The organism is Pseudarthrobacter enclensis (assembly GCF_001457025.1).
Lineage (GTDB): Bacteria > Actinomycetota > Actinomycetes > Actinomycetales > Micrococcaceae > Arthrobacter > Arthrobacter enclensis.
This window is the reverse complement of record NZ_KQ758605.1, coordinates 132,107-146,296: the sequence shown is the minus strand read 5'-3', so window position 1 is coordinate 146,296 and position 14,190 is coordinate 132,107. Positions and strand designations below refer to the sequence as shown.

At 68.9% G+C, this 14,190-nt stretch carries 14 protein-coding genes and 1 pseudogene; 4 read left to right on the top strand and 11 right to left on the bottom strand.

Annotation, left to right across the window (positions count from 1 at the left end):
* Positions 1-5 precede the first annotated feature (5 nt).
* Positions 6-914: a 4-hydroxy-tetrahydrodipicolinate synthase gene (gene dapA / locus AS031_RS16095; protein WP_058269170.1), complete on the bottom strand. Its 909-nt coding sequence runs from the start codon at positions 912-914 to the stop codon at positions 6-8.
* Positions 915-993: 79 nt separating this feature from the next.
* Positions 994-1,329, bottom strand: coding sequence for a hypothetical protein (locus tag AS031_RS16090; protein ID WP_058269222.1), 336 nt, complete (start codon positions 1,327-1,329; stop codon positions 994-996).
* A 120-nt stretch (positions 1,330-1,449) separates the two neighbouring features.
* Here AS031_RS16090 and AS031_RS16085 point away from each other — a divergent pair, with 120 nt between their 5' ends.
* Entirely contained in the window at positions 1,450-2,691 is a 1,242-nt protein-coding gene (locus AS031_RS16085) for a heparan-alpha-glucosaminide N-acetyltransferase domain-containing protein (protein ID WP_058269221.1), read from the top strand.
* Between the two features lie 9 nt (positions 2,692-2,700).
* Here AS031_RS16085 and AS031_RS16080 read toward each other — a convergent pair whose 3' ends face one another.
* The 7 genes from AS031_RS16080 to AS031_RS16050 form a co-directional block, all read right to left on the bottom strand.
* Complete coding sequence (locus tag AS031_RS16080) at positions 2,701-3,180, bottom strand: hypothetical protein (protein WP_058269169.1); 480 nt, start codon at positions 3,178-3,180, stop codon at positions 2,701-2,703.
* Positions 3,181-3,182: 2 nt separating this feature from the next.
* The gene (dapB, locus tag AS031_RS16075) at positions 3,183-3,953 is read right to left on the bottom strand and encodes a 4-hydroxy-tetrahydrodipicolinate reductase (protein WP_058269168.1); all 771 of its coding nucleotides are present in this window, start codon (positions 3,951-3,953) and stop codon (positions 3,183-3,185) included.
* Positions 3,954-4,036: 83 nt separating this feature from the next.
* Entirely contained in the window at positions 4,037-4,507 is a 471-nt protein-coding gene (locus AS031_RS16070; protein ID WP_058269167.1) for a molybdenum cofactor biosynthesis protein MoaE, read from the bottom strand.
* Positions 4,497-5,045, bottom strand: coding sequence for a MogA/MoaB family molybdenum cofactor biosynthesis protein (locus tag AS031_RS16065; protein WP_058269166.1), 549 nt, complete (start codon positions 5,043-5,045; stop codon positions 4,497-4,499). Before AS031_RS16065 ends, AS031_RS16070 begins: the two co-directional genes overlap by 11 nt.
* Complete coding sequence (gene moaC, locus AS031_RS16060; RefSeq protein ID WP_058269165.1) at positions 5,042-5,536, bottom strand: cyclic pyranopterin monophosphate synthase MoaC; 495 nt, start codon at positions 5,534-5,536, stop codon at positions 5,042-5,044. Before moaC ends, AS031_RS16065 begins: the two co-directional genes overlap by 4 nt.
* Positions 5,524-6,768, bottom strand: coding sequence for a molybdopterin molybdotransferase MoeA (locus tag AS031_RS16055; protein ID WP_058269164.1), 1,245 nt, complete (start codon positions 6,766-6,768; stop codon positions 5,524-5,526). The genes moaC and AS031_RS16055 overlap by 13 nt, the downstream gene beginning before the upstream one ends.
* A 23-nt stretch (positions 6,769-6,791) precedes the next feature.
* Positions 6,792-8,288 (bottom strand): molybdopterin-dependent oxidoreductase, encoded by a 1,497-nt coding sequence (locus tag AS031_RS16050; RefSeq protein WP_371325993.1) that lies wholly within the window; start codon positions 8,286-8,288, stop codon positions 6,792-6,794.
* A gap of 328 nt (positions 8,289-8,616) precedes the next feature.
* Between AS031_RS16050 and moaA the strand changes: the two genes are divergently transcribed.
* From moaA to AS031_RS16035, 3 genes and pseudogenes are all read left to right on the top strand, one after another.
* Entirely contained in the window at positions 8,617-9,759 is a 1,143-nt protein-coding gene (moaA, locus tag AS031_RS16045; RefSeq protein ID WP_176716562.1) for a GTP 3',8-cyclase MoaA, read from the top strand.
* A 5-nt stretch (positions 9,760-9,764) separates the two neighbouring features.
* Positions 9,765-10,031, top strand: a complete 267-nt coding sequence (locus AS031_RS16040; RefSeq protein ID WP_058269161.1) for a MoaD/ThiS family protein — start codon at positions 9,765-9,767, stop codon at positions 10,029-10,031.
* A gap of 50 nt (positions 10,032-10,081) precedes the next feature.
* Positions 10,082-11,841 (top strand): annotated as a pseudogene (locus tag AS031_RS16035) (DUF222 domain-containing protein).
* A 136-nt stretch (positions 11,842-11,977) separates the two neighbouring features.
* Here the strand turns inward: AS031_RS16035 and AS031_RS16030 are convergent.
* Positions 11,978-12,574 (bottom strand): DUF1579 family protein, encoded by a 597-nt coding sequence (locus tag AS031_RS16030; protein ID WP_228379656.1) that lies wholly within the window; start codon positions 12,572-12,574, stop codon positions 11,978-11,980.
* A 212-nt stretch (positions 12,575-12,786) separates the two neighbouring features.
* Positions 12,787-14,130, bottom strand: a complete 1,344-nt coding sequence (locus AS031_RS16025) for a M16 family metallopeptidase (protein WP_058269160.1) — start codon at positions 14,128-14,130, stop codon at positions 12,787-12,789.
* Positions 14,131-14,190 lie beyond the last annotated feature (60 nt).

The following is a 14,190-nucleotide window of genomic DNA, read 5'->3' as shown; positions in this document are numbered from 1 at the left end:
CGTCCTCAGGAGTAGACCAGCCCCGCTTCCGCCAAATCCCCGCGGATGGTTTCGATCTCGGCTTCGTCCGGCTCCACGAGGGGCAAACGGACAATCGAGTTGGGCAGGACTCCCTGCCATTTAAGAATCTGCTTGGCGGCCACGGCGCCCTGGACCCGGGTCATGGTGGCCCGGACGACCGGCTGGAGTTCAAAGTTGATCTTCCGCGCCGTGCCGAGGTCGTTGGCGTTGACGGCGTCGATGAGTTCACGGAACCGGCGGGTGGCCACGTGCGTGGTGACGCCCACCAGGCCGACGGCGCCCAGGGCCATCCAGGGCAGCGTCAGTCCGTCATCTCCCGAGTAGAACAGGAGGTCGGTTTCGGCCATGACCCTGGAGGCCGCCACCATGTCGGCCTTGGCGTCCTTGACGGCCACGATGTTGGGGTGCTGTGCGAGGCGGATCATGGTGTCCGGCTCGATGGCAATGGAAGAGCGTCCCGGGATGTCGTAAAGCATGACGGGAACGTCCACGGCCGAGGCGATGGTTTCGAAGTGTGCCCGGACCCCGGCCTGGCTCGGCTTGTTGTAGTAGGGGGTCACCAGCAGGAGGCCGTCGACACCGAGGTCTGCAGCCTGCCGGGAAAGGTGCACCGAGTGGGCGGTGTCGTTGGTTCCGGTGCCGGCAATAATGGCAGCGCGGCCACCCACCGCGTCCTTGACCGCGCGGAACATGCCCAGGTTCTCTTCGTCCGTCAGGGTGGACGTTTCACCGGTGGTCCCGGTGACCACCAGTCCGTCGCAGCCGTCGTCCACGAGCTTGCTGGCCAAAGCTGCTGCCTGGTCGTAATCGACGGCGCCGTCCTTGGTGAACGGCGTGACCATGGCGGTCAGGAGCGTACCGAGGGCAGGGATGTGCGCGGAAGAGTCAGCCATGGCAAAAACGTTACCCTGTCCCCCGCTGGTTAGGACAATGGCGGGGGCGTGATGAACGTCAAATAATGGCCGCGGCCCGTCACGGGGTGCCGCAATACCTGGCCACGGCCGCCTGGCGCAGCCCTTCGGCCCAGTCCGCCAGCCTCTGCGCGGCGCGGACGTAGTGGAACAGTTCCACTGGGGTCAGCGCCTCAAGGTCCGTCTCGGCGAGCCGGCGGGCCAGTTCGGCACCTTCCGGCTGGGCGGCGAGGCTGACGCCTTCGCGTTCCCATTGGACGTCCTCCGCCGGCCTGCCGGCCACCAACTGACGGAACAGGAAGTCAACCACTCCCGGACTCATGGCTTTCAGGACGCCCGCACCGGGTTCGGGTCGCCGCGGCCCCGCAGCGGGGATACCTGGGGTTGGGGTTTGCATGCCGTCCAGCATATTCGAACATATATTCGAAAACAAGGGTCGCGGCCGCGTTGCTTTCGTTGACCTGCGGCAGGAGCCGTGACAACGGACCGCCCGGCCGCATGTGAGACGATGCGGTTCATGACTTCCCGCAACCCTGCCCGGGCGCCCCGCGCAACGGCGGCCCGCCGGACCCAGGGGCGGCTCTACGGCATCGACGCGGCGCGCGGGATCGCCCTGCTGGGCATGATGGCCACCCATCTCCTGCCCACCTTCGAATCCAACGCCGACCTGACGCCCACGTGGATCGGACTGGCGTTCTCCGGACGGGCGGCAGCGCTGTTTGCCGTCCTGGCCGGCGTCGGACTTGCCCTGTCCACCGGCAAGGAGAAACCGCTGGAGGGCGGCAGCCTGGCAGCAGCCCGGCGCGGGGTTGCCCTGCGTGCCGTGGTGATTGCCGCCGTCGGGCTCAGCCTGGGCAACCTTGAGGTCAATGTGGCGGTCATCCTGGTGCATTACGCTGTCCTGTTCCTGTGCATCCTGCCGTTCCTGGGAATGGGGCTGAAGCCGCTGTGCGCCTGGGCGGCCGGATGGATCCTGGGGTCACCGGTCCTGGCCTACCTGCTGCGCCCGTGGCTGCTGGCCGCGGAACCGCCCCTGCAGCTGGGCCACAACCCGGGCTGGGAGGACCTGGCCACGCCGGGCCGCCTGCTGGCCGACGTCTTCCTCACCGGCTACTACCCGGTGTTCCAGTGGATGTCCTACCTGCTGGTGGGCCTGGTGATTGGCCGGCTGGCGCTGGGAAAGGCGCTCGTGCCGGTGCTGCTGCTGCTGGCCGGGACGGTGGTGGCGGCCGCAGCCAAGGCGCTGGGCGTGACGGCGATGGAGTCATGGGGCGGGCGCGCGGCACTGGAGGCGGTGTTGAATGCACCCGGGTATCCCCTGGACAGTGTCTTGCAGGTGAACCTGACCGGCATCAGGCAGGAGGGTTCGTGGTGGTGGCTGGCGTCCGCGGCCCCGCACTCCGGAACGTCCCTGGACCTGCTGCACACCTCGGGCGTGGCAGCGGCCGTCATCGGCGCCTGCCTGCTGCTGGAGCGGCTGGGTGAATGGATCGACCTGGACCTGCTGCTGCCGCTGCGCGGTCCTGGGGCAATGACCCTGACCCTGTACACGCTGCACGTGTGGGTGCTGTCCGGGTTCTACCTCAAGCCCCTGCCGGCGGGCTGGACCGAGGACGGCATGTACTTCGCGCACGCGGCCACAGCCATCATCGTGGGGACGGCGTTTGTGCTGCTCAAGTGGCGGGGGCCGCTGGAGTGGCTGGGCCACGCCGCCACCCGGCTGGGGCGCGGCCAGCTCCGGCTGCCGGGCCTGGGCTAAGCCTGCGGATCAGGCAGGGACCTTGCCGCGGAACAGCCGGCCGGCCTCGCGCATCGAGGCGCGTGCCCGCTTGCGGTCCCCGGCGGCGTCATAGGCGCAGCTCAGCCGGAACCAGGACCGCCAGTCCCCGGGAGCGGCCTCGGCTTCGGCCTTGTACTTTTCGAACTCGGCATCTGCGGCTTCCCTGACAATCCGGCCGCCGGGCGTGCGCGGCAGTTCATCCACGGGCAGCCCGCCTTCGGCTTCCAGGACCTTGGCCATCTGTTCGGTCCGGGCACCGAACATGAGCTCGCGGATCAGCGCCCACGCACCAACGACCGGCAGGACCAGGTAGGCGGCGCCGATGGCCCGGGCCGTCAGGTTGCTGTCCGTCAGGAGCAGGATGGAGCGCTGGAAGGACACCACGAGGTAGAAGACCAGCAGCAGGGTGACCAGGGCCACCCAGATCTTGGTCCGGTTCTTCCGGAAGGCGGCAAGGAAGCCGGCCACGGCTAGAAACCCAGGTCCAGGTAGCCGTCCAGGCCCACGGTGAGGCCGGGATGCGCATCCACGTTGCGGATGCCGATCAGGACGCCGGGCATGAACGAGGCGCGGTCAAAGGAGTCGTGCCGGATGGTCAGCTGCTCGCCGGAACCGCCCAGCAGCACTTCCTGGTGGGCCACCAGGCCGCGGAGGCGCACGCTGTGCACGCGGACACCGTCAACCTCGCAGCCCCGCGCGCCGGCAAGTTCGCTGGTGGTGGCGTCCGGGCTTGCCGGGACGCCGGCCGCTTCACGTTCCGCGGCGATGAGCTGCGCGGTGCGGACGGCGGTGCCGGACGGGGCGTCCACCTTGTCCGGGTGGTGGAGTTCGATGACTTCCACTGATTCGAAGTACCGGGCGGCCTTGGCGGCGAAGGCCGAAGCCAGCACCGATCCCACGGCGAAGTTTGGCGCGATCAGCACGCCGGTTCCGGGGTGCGCGGCCAGCAGGGCTTCAAGAGCGGACAGGCGCCCGGCGTCCCACCCGGTGGTGCCGACGATGGCGTGGATGTTGTTCTCGACGGCGAAGCGGACGTTGGCTTCGGTGCTGTCGGGAACGGTCAGGTCCACGAGGTACTGGGCCCCGGCGGCCGTCACCTGGTCCAGGGAATCACCCCGTCCCAGGGCTGCCACGAGCTTCATGTCGGGTGCGGCTTCAACGGCTTTGACGGCTTCGGCGCCCATGCGGCCGTTGGCGCCGAGGACGGCGACAAGCTTGGGTTCGGAGTGTTGTTCGGTCATGGCGTTAACCCTACCGTCGGGCCCCGGAAGGTCCTGAACCGGGCCGTGTGCGTTACCTCGCAGGAACCCTTCGCAGGCCGGCATCAGCCGCCGGCGCCCACCCACTCCACGGTTCCGTCCGAGAAGAACTGTTCCTTCCAGATGGGGACCTGTTCCTTGATGCGGTCCACGAGTTCGGCACAGACGGCGAACGCCTGTCCGCGGTGGGCTGCGGAGACGGCGCACACCAGCGCGGGATCGCCGATCTGCAGCATGCCGATGCGGTGGGCTGCCCAGATGCGGACAGGCTTCGCCTCCGCTTCCCCGTCCGCACCGCCGGCGTTCTGCTCGGCAACCAGCCGGGCCACGACGTCGGCCATCACCTGGTGCGCCGTGGGGTGCGCACTATAGCTGAGGCGGTCCACCGGCTTGCCGCCGTCGTGGTTGCGGACCACTCCGCTGAAGCTGACCACCGCGCCGGCGGTGTCGCTTTCCACTGCGGCGATCGCCTGGTCTACGGAAATCGGTTCCGGGCTGAGGACGGCGGATACCACCTCGAATGCTTCAGTGCCCATGGTTCCCTTCCAACTGGTCGCAGAGGTGCCCGATCACCGGGTCGAGGACGGAGAGTCCGTCCATGACCCCTTTGGGTGAGCCGGGCAGGTTAATAATGAAGGTCTTTCCCGCCGCGCCGGCATGTCCACGGCTCAGTGCCGCCAGCGGCGTTTTGGCCGCGCCGGCGTGCCGGATCGCTTCCATGATGCCGGGAATTTCACGGTCCAGCAGGGGCCGGGTGACCTCGGGGGTCCGGTCGTCCGGGTTCAGGCCGGTGCCGCCGCTGGTGATGACGACGGTGGGATGCTGGGTCAGGAGGGCACGGATCGCGGCGCCCACGGGCTCGCCGTCGGGGACCACCATTGCCGGGAACACCTCGAAGCCGTGTTCGGTGAGCCAGTCCGTGATGACGGGCCCGGTCTCATCCTCATAGATGCCGGCCGCTGCCCTGGTGGAGGCAATCACCACGCCGGCCTTCCTGCCCTGGACGTCGCCGTGCCGGTGCGGTTCCGCTGCGCCGAATGCCTGCGCAGCTCCGTGGCTGCCCTGCGGTGTCACAGTGCCCAGTCCCCGCTCTTGCCGCCGCTCTTGGCCAGCACCTTGATGTCGGTCAGGACGGCGTGCTTGTCCACCGCCTTGATCATGTCGTACACGCTGAGGGCGGCCACGGAAGCCGCCGTCAGGGCCTCCATCTCCACGCCGGTGACGCCCCTCGTCTTCACCGTGGCCAGGACTGCCACGGACTCGGCTTCCAGGTCGAAGTCCACCGTGACTTTGGAGAGCGGCAGGGGATGGCACAGCGGAATCAGCTCGGGAGTCTTTTTGGCGGCCATGATGCCGGCCACCCGGGCCACGGCCAGGGCATCACCCTTGGGGAGCCCGCCCGTGCCCAGGAGGCCCATCACCTCCGCCGTGGTCCGCACGGTGGCGGTGGCAATTGCTTCGCGGGTGGTCTCTGCCTTGGCGGACACGTCCACCATCTGCGCGCTGCCGTCCCGGCGCAGGTGCGTCAGTGCGGCAGGGGTCTGTTCTGCATTCACAGCATCCATACTTCCACCTCGTCCCCTGCCGCGAGTTCCGTTACGCCCTCGGGGACGTGGACCAGGGCGTTGGAGCCGGCCAGCGCGTGGACCAGGTGCGAACCCTCGCCGCCTTCGAGCCGCACCGTGCCGTCCGGCTGCAGGTTGCCGCGGCGGACCTGGTGCTTGCGTTCCGGGGAGGTCAGCCCGTGGCCAAGCCTGGCGCGGAGGGGTGCCCTGGGGGCGGGAGCACCCAGCAGTGCCGAGAGCGCGGGCCGGAGGAACATTTCGAAGGACACCAGGCAGCTCACCGGATTGCCGGGGAACCCCAGGAAGGGGACGCCGTCGAACGTGCCGATCCCCTGCGGCCCGCCCGGCTGCATGGCCACATGCAGGAAGTCCACCGGCTGGTCCTCCATCGCCTGCCGGACCACTTCGTAGGCGCCCTTGCTGACGCCGCCCGTGGTGACGATGAGGTCCGCTTCCGTGGATGTGGCCCGCAGCAGCTTCCGCAGTTCCCCGGGCTCGTCGGTGGAAATTCCGGTGCGCCGGACGTCGATGCCGGCCTCCGCCATGGCGGCCTCGAGGAGCGTGCCGTTGGCGTCATAGATCTTGCCGTCCGGCAGTTCCCGGCCGGGTTCCACCACCTCGTCGCCCGTGGTGACCAGGAGGACCGTGACGGCCTTGAAGACCTCGACGTCCGCGCGTCCGAGCGCGGCCAGGAGCCCCAGCTGGGCGGGACCGAGGTGGGTCCGGGCCGCAAGGGCGCGCCCGCCGGCGACGATGTCGCTGCCCGCCGGCCGGACGAAGGTTCCCGCCGGGACGGCCGGCAGGGTGACGCTGGCCTCGCTGCCGGCCGCGGGGAAGCTGTCCGGCACAGCGCGTTCAATAGGGACGACGGCGTCCGCGCCGTCAGGCAGCATCGCACCGGTCATGATGGGCGCCGCAGTCCCGGTCAGCAGCGCGGGCGGCCTCGACCCCGCAGGTACCGGGGGCGCAACGCGAAGGTCCGTGCCGCCGTCGTGCAGGTCCGCGGAACGGACGGCATAACCGTCCATCTGCGAATTGGCGAACGGCGGCAGGCTGACCGGCGCCACGATGTCGTGCACGAGCGCCCTCCCCAAGGCCGCACGCAGCGGAAGGACCTCGGCGCGGGACTCTGCGGCCAGCGGTGCCAGGAGGGCGGTGACCGCCGCCAGGTGGCCGGCAACGGAACGGGACTGGTGGGCCGTGCCGGCCCGAAGGGGGTGGGCAGTGGTCATGGATCCGCCTTAGGTTGCGGCCGTCAGGATTTCACGTCCACTCTAACCGTGTGGAATCCGGTGGCCCCGTCGGGGACCACAGGCCGGACATCCTCCACCTGCGGCCGGCCCGTGAGGTCGGTGGCCCGCACCTGCACTTCGTACTGCCCGGGGGTGAGGTCCAGGGTGAGCTTCCACTGGTACCAGGTGTCGGTGGAGATTCCCGGGGACAGCTCGGCGGCCTGCCACCTGCCCCTGTTGACGCGGAGCTCCACTGCCATGATGCCGGTGTGCTGCGCCCAGGCGACTCCCCCGAACGTCACCGCTCCGGCGTTGACCGGGCGGCCGCTGCGGGGGACGTCGATCCGGGAGGACAGCTTGATGGGTCCGTGGTCGGACCAGCCCCGGCCCGTCCAATAGGCCTGGTCCTCCGCAAACCTGGTCACTTTCAGTTCGGTGACCCACTTGGTGGCAGAGACGTAGCCGTAAAGTCCGGGCACCACCAGCCGCACGGGGAACCCGTGCTCGAGCGGCAGCGGGGCGCCGTTCATGCCGACGGCCAGCAGCGCGTCCCGGCTGTCCGTGAGCACTTCCAGCGGCGTGCCGGCCGTCCAGCCGTCCGCGCTGGTGGAAAGGACCATGTCGGCGTCCCTGGCCGGCCCCGCCAGCGCAAGGAGGTCGCGCACCGGCCAGCCCAGCCAGCGGGCAGTGCCGATCAGGTCCCCGCCTACGGGATTGGACACGCAGGCGATGGTGACATGGCGTTCGGCCAGGGGTTTGGCCAGGAGGTCCGCGAGGGTCAGTTCGACCGTCCTCTCCACCATGCCGGTGACCCTCAGGACCCAGGTAGCGGGATCGAGGGCCGGAGGGATAAGGGCGGTGTCGATCCGGTAGAAGTCGCTGGCCGGGGTGACCAGCGGAGGCATCCCCGCCACCCCCGCCTCGGCACCGGCAGGGATGGGCGGAGCGGGATCGGCGGGCGGCGGCAGCACCACCCGCGCACGGGCTTCACTGACGCGCAGCACGGTACCGCGCCACAATCCGGCAAGGACTCCCCCGATGAGCACTGCTGCGGCGCTCCCGGCCAGGTGGCGGAGGAAGCTGCGCCGTGCCCCGCCCTGGCCGGGTTCAGGTGTCCCGTCCTCCCACGCCCGCAGTTTCCGGACCAGCAGGCTCAGCGGCAGGGCCGCCACGGCCGCTGCGGCGACCGGCAGGGCAAAGGCCACGGCCGTGGCCTGGGCGCGGCCGCCAACTGCTGCCACTCCGGCCACCCCGAACACCGCGATGACCGCCAGGCCGGCAAACGGCCGCCGGCGTTCCACCACGCCGGCCAGGGCTGCCAGCGCGGCAATGACCAGTGCCATGCCCACCAGGAGGGCGATTTTGTCCGCCGTACCGAACAGCGACACCGCCCAGTCCTTCACCCCCGGCGGGACGGCATCGATGACGGCCCCGCCCGCCGCCGTCAGCGGTGACAACGACGGGCTCCACACCGCGGCCAGCAGTTCTCCGGCGGTGACCCCGCCGGCCGCGGCCACCACTCCTGTAGCGGCAGCCGGCCAGGCGTTGGCGTTGGGTGGGGACTGCGCGCCTGCCGGTCCGGCGTCTTCGGGCGGTCCGCCGGCGGCGTCGGAGGAGGTTTTCGGCGCCTTATCCGGCCCGTGCCCGGGCGCGGGCGCTGGTACTGGGGCGGTCCCGGCGTGGCGGGTGCCGCCGTCGTGCGCGTCCTGCGGTGGCCGGCGGGTGTTCACCCTTCAAGCATAATTTCGCCCGTGCCGCAGCAGCGCTGTGCACCGGGAATTCCTGCCCGCCGGGGACGTGCGCCGTCACGGGTGTGATGAGGAGCCCATCGTGGCGTAGCCTGAATTTATGAGTGTCCAGCTAGGCATGCCGCAGCCCCGCGAAGAAGCGGGCGCGGCGGTTCCGTCCGTACCGTCCCGCCGTCCGGTGGACGCCCCGGGGGGCCTGGTGGACCGCTACGGACGCAGGGCCACCGACATGCGGCTTTCCCTGACCGACAAGTGCAACCTCCGCTGCACCTACTGCATGCCCGCCGAGGGCCTGGAATGGCTGGCCAAACAGGCTGTCATGACGGCGGAGGAGATCGTTCGGATTGTACGGATCGGCGTGGAGCACCTGGGCGTGCGCGAGCTGCGGCTGACCGGCGGCGAGCCGCTGGTACGCCACGACCTGGTGGACATCATCGCCGCGTTGCGCAGCAACCACCCGGACCTGCCCATCTCCATGACCACCAATGCGGTGGGGTTGGCCCGGAAGGCCGCTGCGCTGAAAGAAGCCGGCCTGACCCGCATCAACGTCTCACTCGATTCGCTGCACGAGGAGACGTTCACCCAGCTGACCCGCCGCCCGTTCCTGAACCAGGTCCTGGACGGCGTGGACGCCGCCTGGGCTGCCGGGCTGGGACCCGTGAAGCTCAACGCCGTCCTGATGCGCGGCATCAACGACTCCGAAGCGCCCTCGCTGCTGGCCTGGGCGTTGGACCGCGGATACGAACTCCGTTTCATCGAGCAGATGCCGCTTGACGCCGACCACGGCTGGACCCGCCGCAACATGATCACCGCAGCCGAGATCCGCGGCATCCTGTCCACCGATTTCTTCCTGAGCCCCGATCCCCGTGAACGCGATGGTGCCCCCGCGGAACGCTTCGAAGTACGACGCCGGGTGGCGGGGCCGGGTGCTTCCAGCGACCCGTCCGCGCACGGCCCCGTCCTGGGAACCGTGGGGATCATCGCCTCGGTCACCGAGCCGTTCTGCGCGGACTGCCGCCGCACCCGGATCACCGCTGAAGGCAAGATCATGAGTTGCCTCTTCTCCCGGGAGGAGTACGACCTGCTGGGACTCCTGCGCTCCGGCGCCGACGACGACGCCTTGGCGCAACGCTGGCAGGACGCGATGTGGATTAAGCCAAAAGCCCACGGCATGGACCACGTGGGACTGGACGCTCCGGACTTCGTCCAGCCGGACCGCAGCATGAGCGCCATCGGGGGCTGACCGGAATGCATGTACGTTACTTCGCTGCCGCGCGCGCCGCTGCAGGTTTCGACGAGGAAAAGTTCGATCTCCCTGCCGGGGCAACCGTGGCGGACCTGCTGGAGGCGGTGCTGGCCGTGCCGCGTGAGGACCCTCCGGCGGGCACGCCCCGGCTGGCCACGATCCTTGCACGCAGCAGCTTCCTGCTGAACGAGGTTGCCGTCCGCGACCACGCCACGGTGTTGGGTGCCGACGACGTGGTGGACGTCCTGCCCCCGTTCGCCGGAGGGTAGCCCCTCCCGCTGCACCTTTCATTGTCGGACCCTCGCGGCAGACTGTGGTTATGGGAAACGTGGCGGACTCGGTGGCGGTGAAGGAGGGTCTTCGGGCTGCCGTTGCCGCGCTGAATGCGCTCTTTTTGACGGATGCGGACCTGGAGCGGGTTGGCCTTGATGCCGTACCCGGGGAAGCAGTTGATGTTCTGGAGCGGAAGTCGGAGCTGCGGTTGGAGCGGTTGGCGGTGTGGAGCCGGCTGGAAGCCCAAGTCGCGGCCGGCAAGGCACGTGACGCTGCAGAGTACGCGGAATTAGCAGAAGCGATGACGCCGCCGGAGGCCACCGGGTCGGAGCGGGCGTTCGTGGAGATGTCCACGGTGGCGGAGGTCGCCGGGGTCCTGACCATCGCTGAGGGTGCCGCGGCAGCGTTCATCAGCCAGTCCCGGAAAGTCTGCGCGATGCCGGCGGTCGCGGGTGCGCTGGCGGCGGGGGCGATGTCCTGGCGGCATGCTGTAATTGTGGCCGACGAAACGGACTGCCTCGCCCCCGAGAGTGCTGAGGCGTTGGTGGCGCATTTCTTCGACCCGGACGCACCCCACCGTGCCCGGGGGTCGGAGCCCGGGGACCTCGTCCCGTCCCAGTTCCGCGGGAAAGTGCGGTCCTGGCGCGAACGCACCTATCCCGACTCCGTCCAGGAACGGCATATCAAGTGTGTGGCGGACCGGCGGATGGAATACCGCCCGGACGCCGACGGGATGGCATGGATCAACCTTCACCTGCCCGGGGACACCGCCTGCGCCATCTGGAACAAAACCACAGCCATCGCCCGCGGCCTGCAGGGACCCGACGAGACCCGCACCCTCAGCCAACTCCGCCCGGACGTCGCCGCAGCGCTCCTGCTCGGCGCCCACACCGGTACCGCTGACCCGGCCCGGCACGACGACGGCCAAGAACCAGGCAAAACAGCAGACGCCCACGGCACCGGCACGCACGGCACCGGCATTCAGGGCACGGGCATCCAGGGCACCGACCCTTATGCCGTTGAGCTCAGCAGGATCCCCGCCCCCAAGGCCGACGTCCTGGTCACCATCCCGATATTCACCATGCTGGGCAGCACCGACGAGCCAGCCGACCTGGACGGGTACGGGCCCATCCCCGCCGCCATGGCCCGTCAACTCGTCGCCAACGGGGCCAGCTCGTTCTACCGGGTCCTCGTCGACCCCCGCGACGGTGCACCCCTGGAGATCGGCCGGACCAGCTACCGGCTCACCGAAGCAATGAAACGCTGGATCCGGATGCGCGACGGACACTGCACCTTCCCCGGCTGCACCAACCCCAGCACCGACAACGACACCGACCACCTCACCGCCTGGCACCACCACGGAACAACCGGCGTCAGCAACCTGGCACAACTCTGCCCCAAGCACCACAGGCTCAAGCACAACAGCGGTTGGACCCCCACACCCGCCACCACAACCGAACCACCCGGCTGGACCTCACAGGCCGCCACTACCCAGCCCAACACCCCGACCCACAACCACCCCACTGGCCACCCGGAACGCCATGTGTTCCCAACATGCACGGTGAGAGCGCCGCACAGCCTGAAACCCTCCCTGCTGCGGGAGGGGCTGACGAGCTGAAGGCTACGGAGTCCCTGGAGCAACGGGTCCTTTCCGGTCTGGTCAGCTTCCCGGACTACCTCCCCCTGAATTCACCCGGTGATGACGAACCTCCCGAAGAAGAGCTGGCCGGGTCCCACCGACCATACCTGGACGACCCCGTGTGGGAGGCCTTCTACGCTGCACCACGTGGGTCACCGCAGGCTTGATGCTTTGGGTGGCCGCTGATGTCCGAAATGCCTGGGATGCCGTCATTTCCCGGGCACGGTGGTTCTAGGGTGGGCCATTGATCCGATGAACCGGGAGGCGGGGCAGCAGTGCAGCCAGCCTGTCTGGACGGTGCGGTCAAACCCGACGGAAGGTGGACGTCATGAACGGGACGAAGGCCGGATTTTTTCCGTTCGCGAGGGCCTTCCCCGGTTCACCGGTGCCCGGCCGGGGCGCGGACCCCAGCTCGGTGACATGCAGGAGCACGGTTTCCGGAACCGGCACGGCCCGGGATCCTTCGCTGTGCGCTGGTGTATCACCATCTGCCAGCCGGATGCTGTGCCGTGTCCAGCCCGCGGCTCCGCGGCGCTCTACCCTCAGCACTCCGTCATGCCAGGTGCACCGCGTGGGAGTGTCAGGCACGGTACCGGTGCTGTCCACGTAGTACCAGAACACGTCCCGGTGGTCGGGATCGAGGGTGAACACACCATGGCCCTCGTAGTGGGAGCCGTCGGGTTCACGATGCCTGTAGCTCTGCACCACAGCGAATCCTCCGGCCACGCGGCGGTACGTCACCTCGGCGTCCACGGTGCGGGCGGGGCCCCACGGTCCGGCAGCAAGCTCCGTGGTGCCCTGCCAGGAACCCAGGAGCCTGTCCAAGGCCGGATGAATCGCCCCGTGGGCGGGCCGCAGCGGTACCTGCGCGCTGTCCTGGCCCTGACCGCTTGCTGCCACGCCTTCCACCCCTCACCACACGGCGGTGTGTCGGATGGCTTTATCGTAGTCCGCCGTGGGCATCCGGCGAAGCACTCAAGACAGCACTCAGGACAGCACTCAGGACAGCACTGAGGGCGCCGGCCGGCGGGATGGCTCTGTCAGCTCCTGGGCCCACCCGGCGCCGGCCCGGGTTCGAGCCTGCTCCTGGGCCCACCCGGTGCCAGGCCGGGTCAGAGGCCGAAGGTCTCCGTTTCCTCGAACGGACCAACGACGGTCACGGTCCGGGGCGCGGCAGCAAGCTCGGCCGCCAATTCCTGGACCTGCTCCGCGGTAACGGACTTGATGAGCCGCAACGTCTCGTCGATGTCCTGGTATTCGCCGGAGACGAGTTCGGCACGGCCCAAGCGTGACATCCGGGACCCGGTGTCCTCCAGCGCCAGGACGATACCGCCAGACAGTTGCCCCACGGCTTTGCGCAGTTCCTCGTCCGTAATGCCGTGCTCAGCGAGTTTGTCCAGCTCGATGCCCAAGAGCTCAAGGACCTGCCGCACCTTGGACGGGGTGCAGCCCGCGTACATGCCGAAGTAGCCGGCGTCAGCGTAGGAAGAAGCAAAGGAGTAGGTGGAGTACACCAGCCCGCGCTTCTCCCGGATCTCCTGGAAAAGCCGGGAGGACATCCCCCCGCCGAGGACGGCGTTCAGGACACTCATGACGTAGCGGCGATCATCGGTGGCCACAATCGTGGGGCAACCCATGATGATGTTGGCCTGTTCAACGGCGCGCTTGACCACCTGCAGCCCGGCGGTACCGGTAATCAGTGCGCGTTCAGTAGAACGCCGCTCCACCGGCGCCGCATTCGTTTCCAGGTCCCAGCCGGCGGATTCCAAAGCGTCCACGACCAGCCCGCAGACGACGTCGTGCTCCAGGCCTCCGGCGGCGGTGATCACCAGCTCGTCCGGCTTGTAGTAGCGGCGGTAGTGTTCCCAGACCGAGTCCCGGGCAACGGCCTTGATCGCGGCGGGGGTACCGCCAATGGGCCGGCCCAAGGGGTGGCTGCCCAGGACGGCTGCGACGAAGTGTTCGTGGGCGACGTCGGTGGGGTCGTCGCTGTCCATGGCGATTTCCTCGAGGATGACGTCGCGTTCCTGCTCCATCTCGTCGGGGTCGAGGACGGCCCCCGTAATCATGTCAGCGATAACGTCGATGGCCATGGGCAGGTCCGTGTCCAGGACGCGGGCGAAGTAGCAGGTGCTTTCCTTCGCCGTCGCCGCGTTGGATTCGCCGCCCACCTCGTCGAAGGCAGAGGCGATTTCGAGGGCTGTACGCCGCTTGGTGCCTTTGAACAGCAGGTGCTCAAGGAAGTGGGTGGAACCATGCTGCCCGGGCGCCTCGTCGCGCGAGCCGACGCCGACCCAGAAACCGATAGTGGCCGACCGCTGCCCGGGCATCGCTTCAGTCAGCACCCGCACTCCCCCGGGAAGCACCGAGCGCCTGACTTCGGAGCCGCCGTCGGAACCGTGGACCAGGGTGTCGCCGCGGTGGTTCTGCTCAAGCGGCAGGGGAACAACAGTCATTGATGCCTTTCACAGGGCAGCCGGGATCTGGCTGCCATCGTAACAGCGGCGGGGCCGGTG

What these genes read in the sequence shown, in the direction of transcription:
- moaC (WP_058269165.1), bottom strand. Translation starts at nt 5,536, where the DNA reads ATGGATGCTGTGAATGCAGAACAGACCCCTGCCGCACTGACGCACCTG.
- moaA (WP_176716562.1), top strand. Translation starts at nt 8,617, where the DNA reads ATGAGTGTCCAGCTAGGCATGCCGCAGCCCCGCGAAGAAGCGGGCGCG.
- AS031_RS16040 (WP_058269161.1), top strand. Translation starts at nt 9,765, where the DNA reads ATGCATGTACGTTACTTCGCTGCCGCGCGCGCCGCTGCAGGTTTCGAC.
- AS031_RS16055 (WP_058269164.1), bottom strand. Translation starts at nt 6,768, where the DNA reads ATGACCACTGCCCACCCCCTTCGGGCCGGCACGGCCCACCAGTCCCGT.
- AS031_RS16085 (WP_058269221.1), top strand. Translation starts at nt 1,450, where the DNA reads ATGACTTCCCGCAACCCTGCCCGGGCGCCCCGCGCAACGGCGGCCCGC.
- dapB (WP_058269168.1), bottom strand. Translation starts at nt 3,953, where the DNA reads ATGACCGAACAACACTCCGAACCCAAGCTTGTCGCCGTCCTCGGCGCC.
- AS031_RS16090 (WP_058269222.1), bottom strand. Translation starts at nt 1,329, where the DNA reads ATGCAAACCCCAACCCCAGGTATCCCCGCTGCGGGGCCGCGGCGACCC.
- AS031_RS16070 (WP_058269167.1), bottom strand. Translation starts at nt 4,507, where the DNA reads ATGGGCACTGAAGCATTCGAGGTGGTATCCGCCGTCCTCAGCCCGGAA.
- AS031_RS16025 (WP_058269160.1), bottom strand. Translation starts at nt 14,130, where the DNA reads ATGACTGTTGTTCCCCTGCCGCTTGAGCAGAACCACCGCGGCGACACC.
- dapA (WP_058269170.1), bottom strand. Translation starts at nt 914, where the DNA reads ATGGCTGACTCTTCCGCGCACATCCCTGCCCTCGGTACGCTCCTGACC.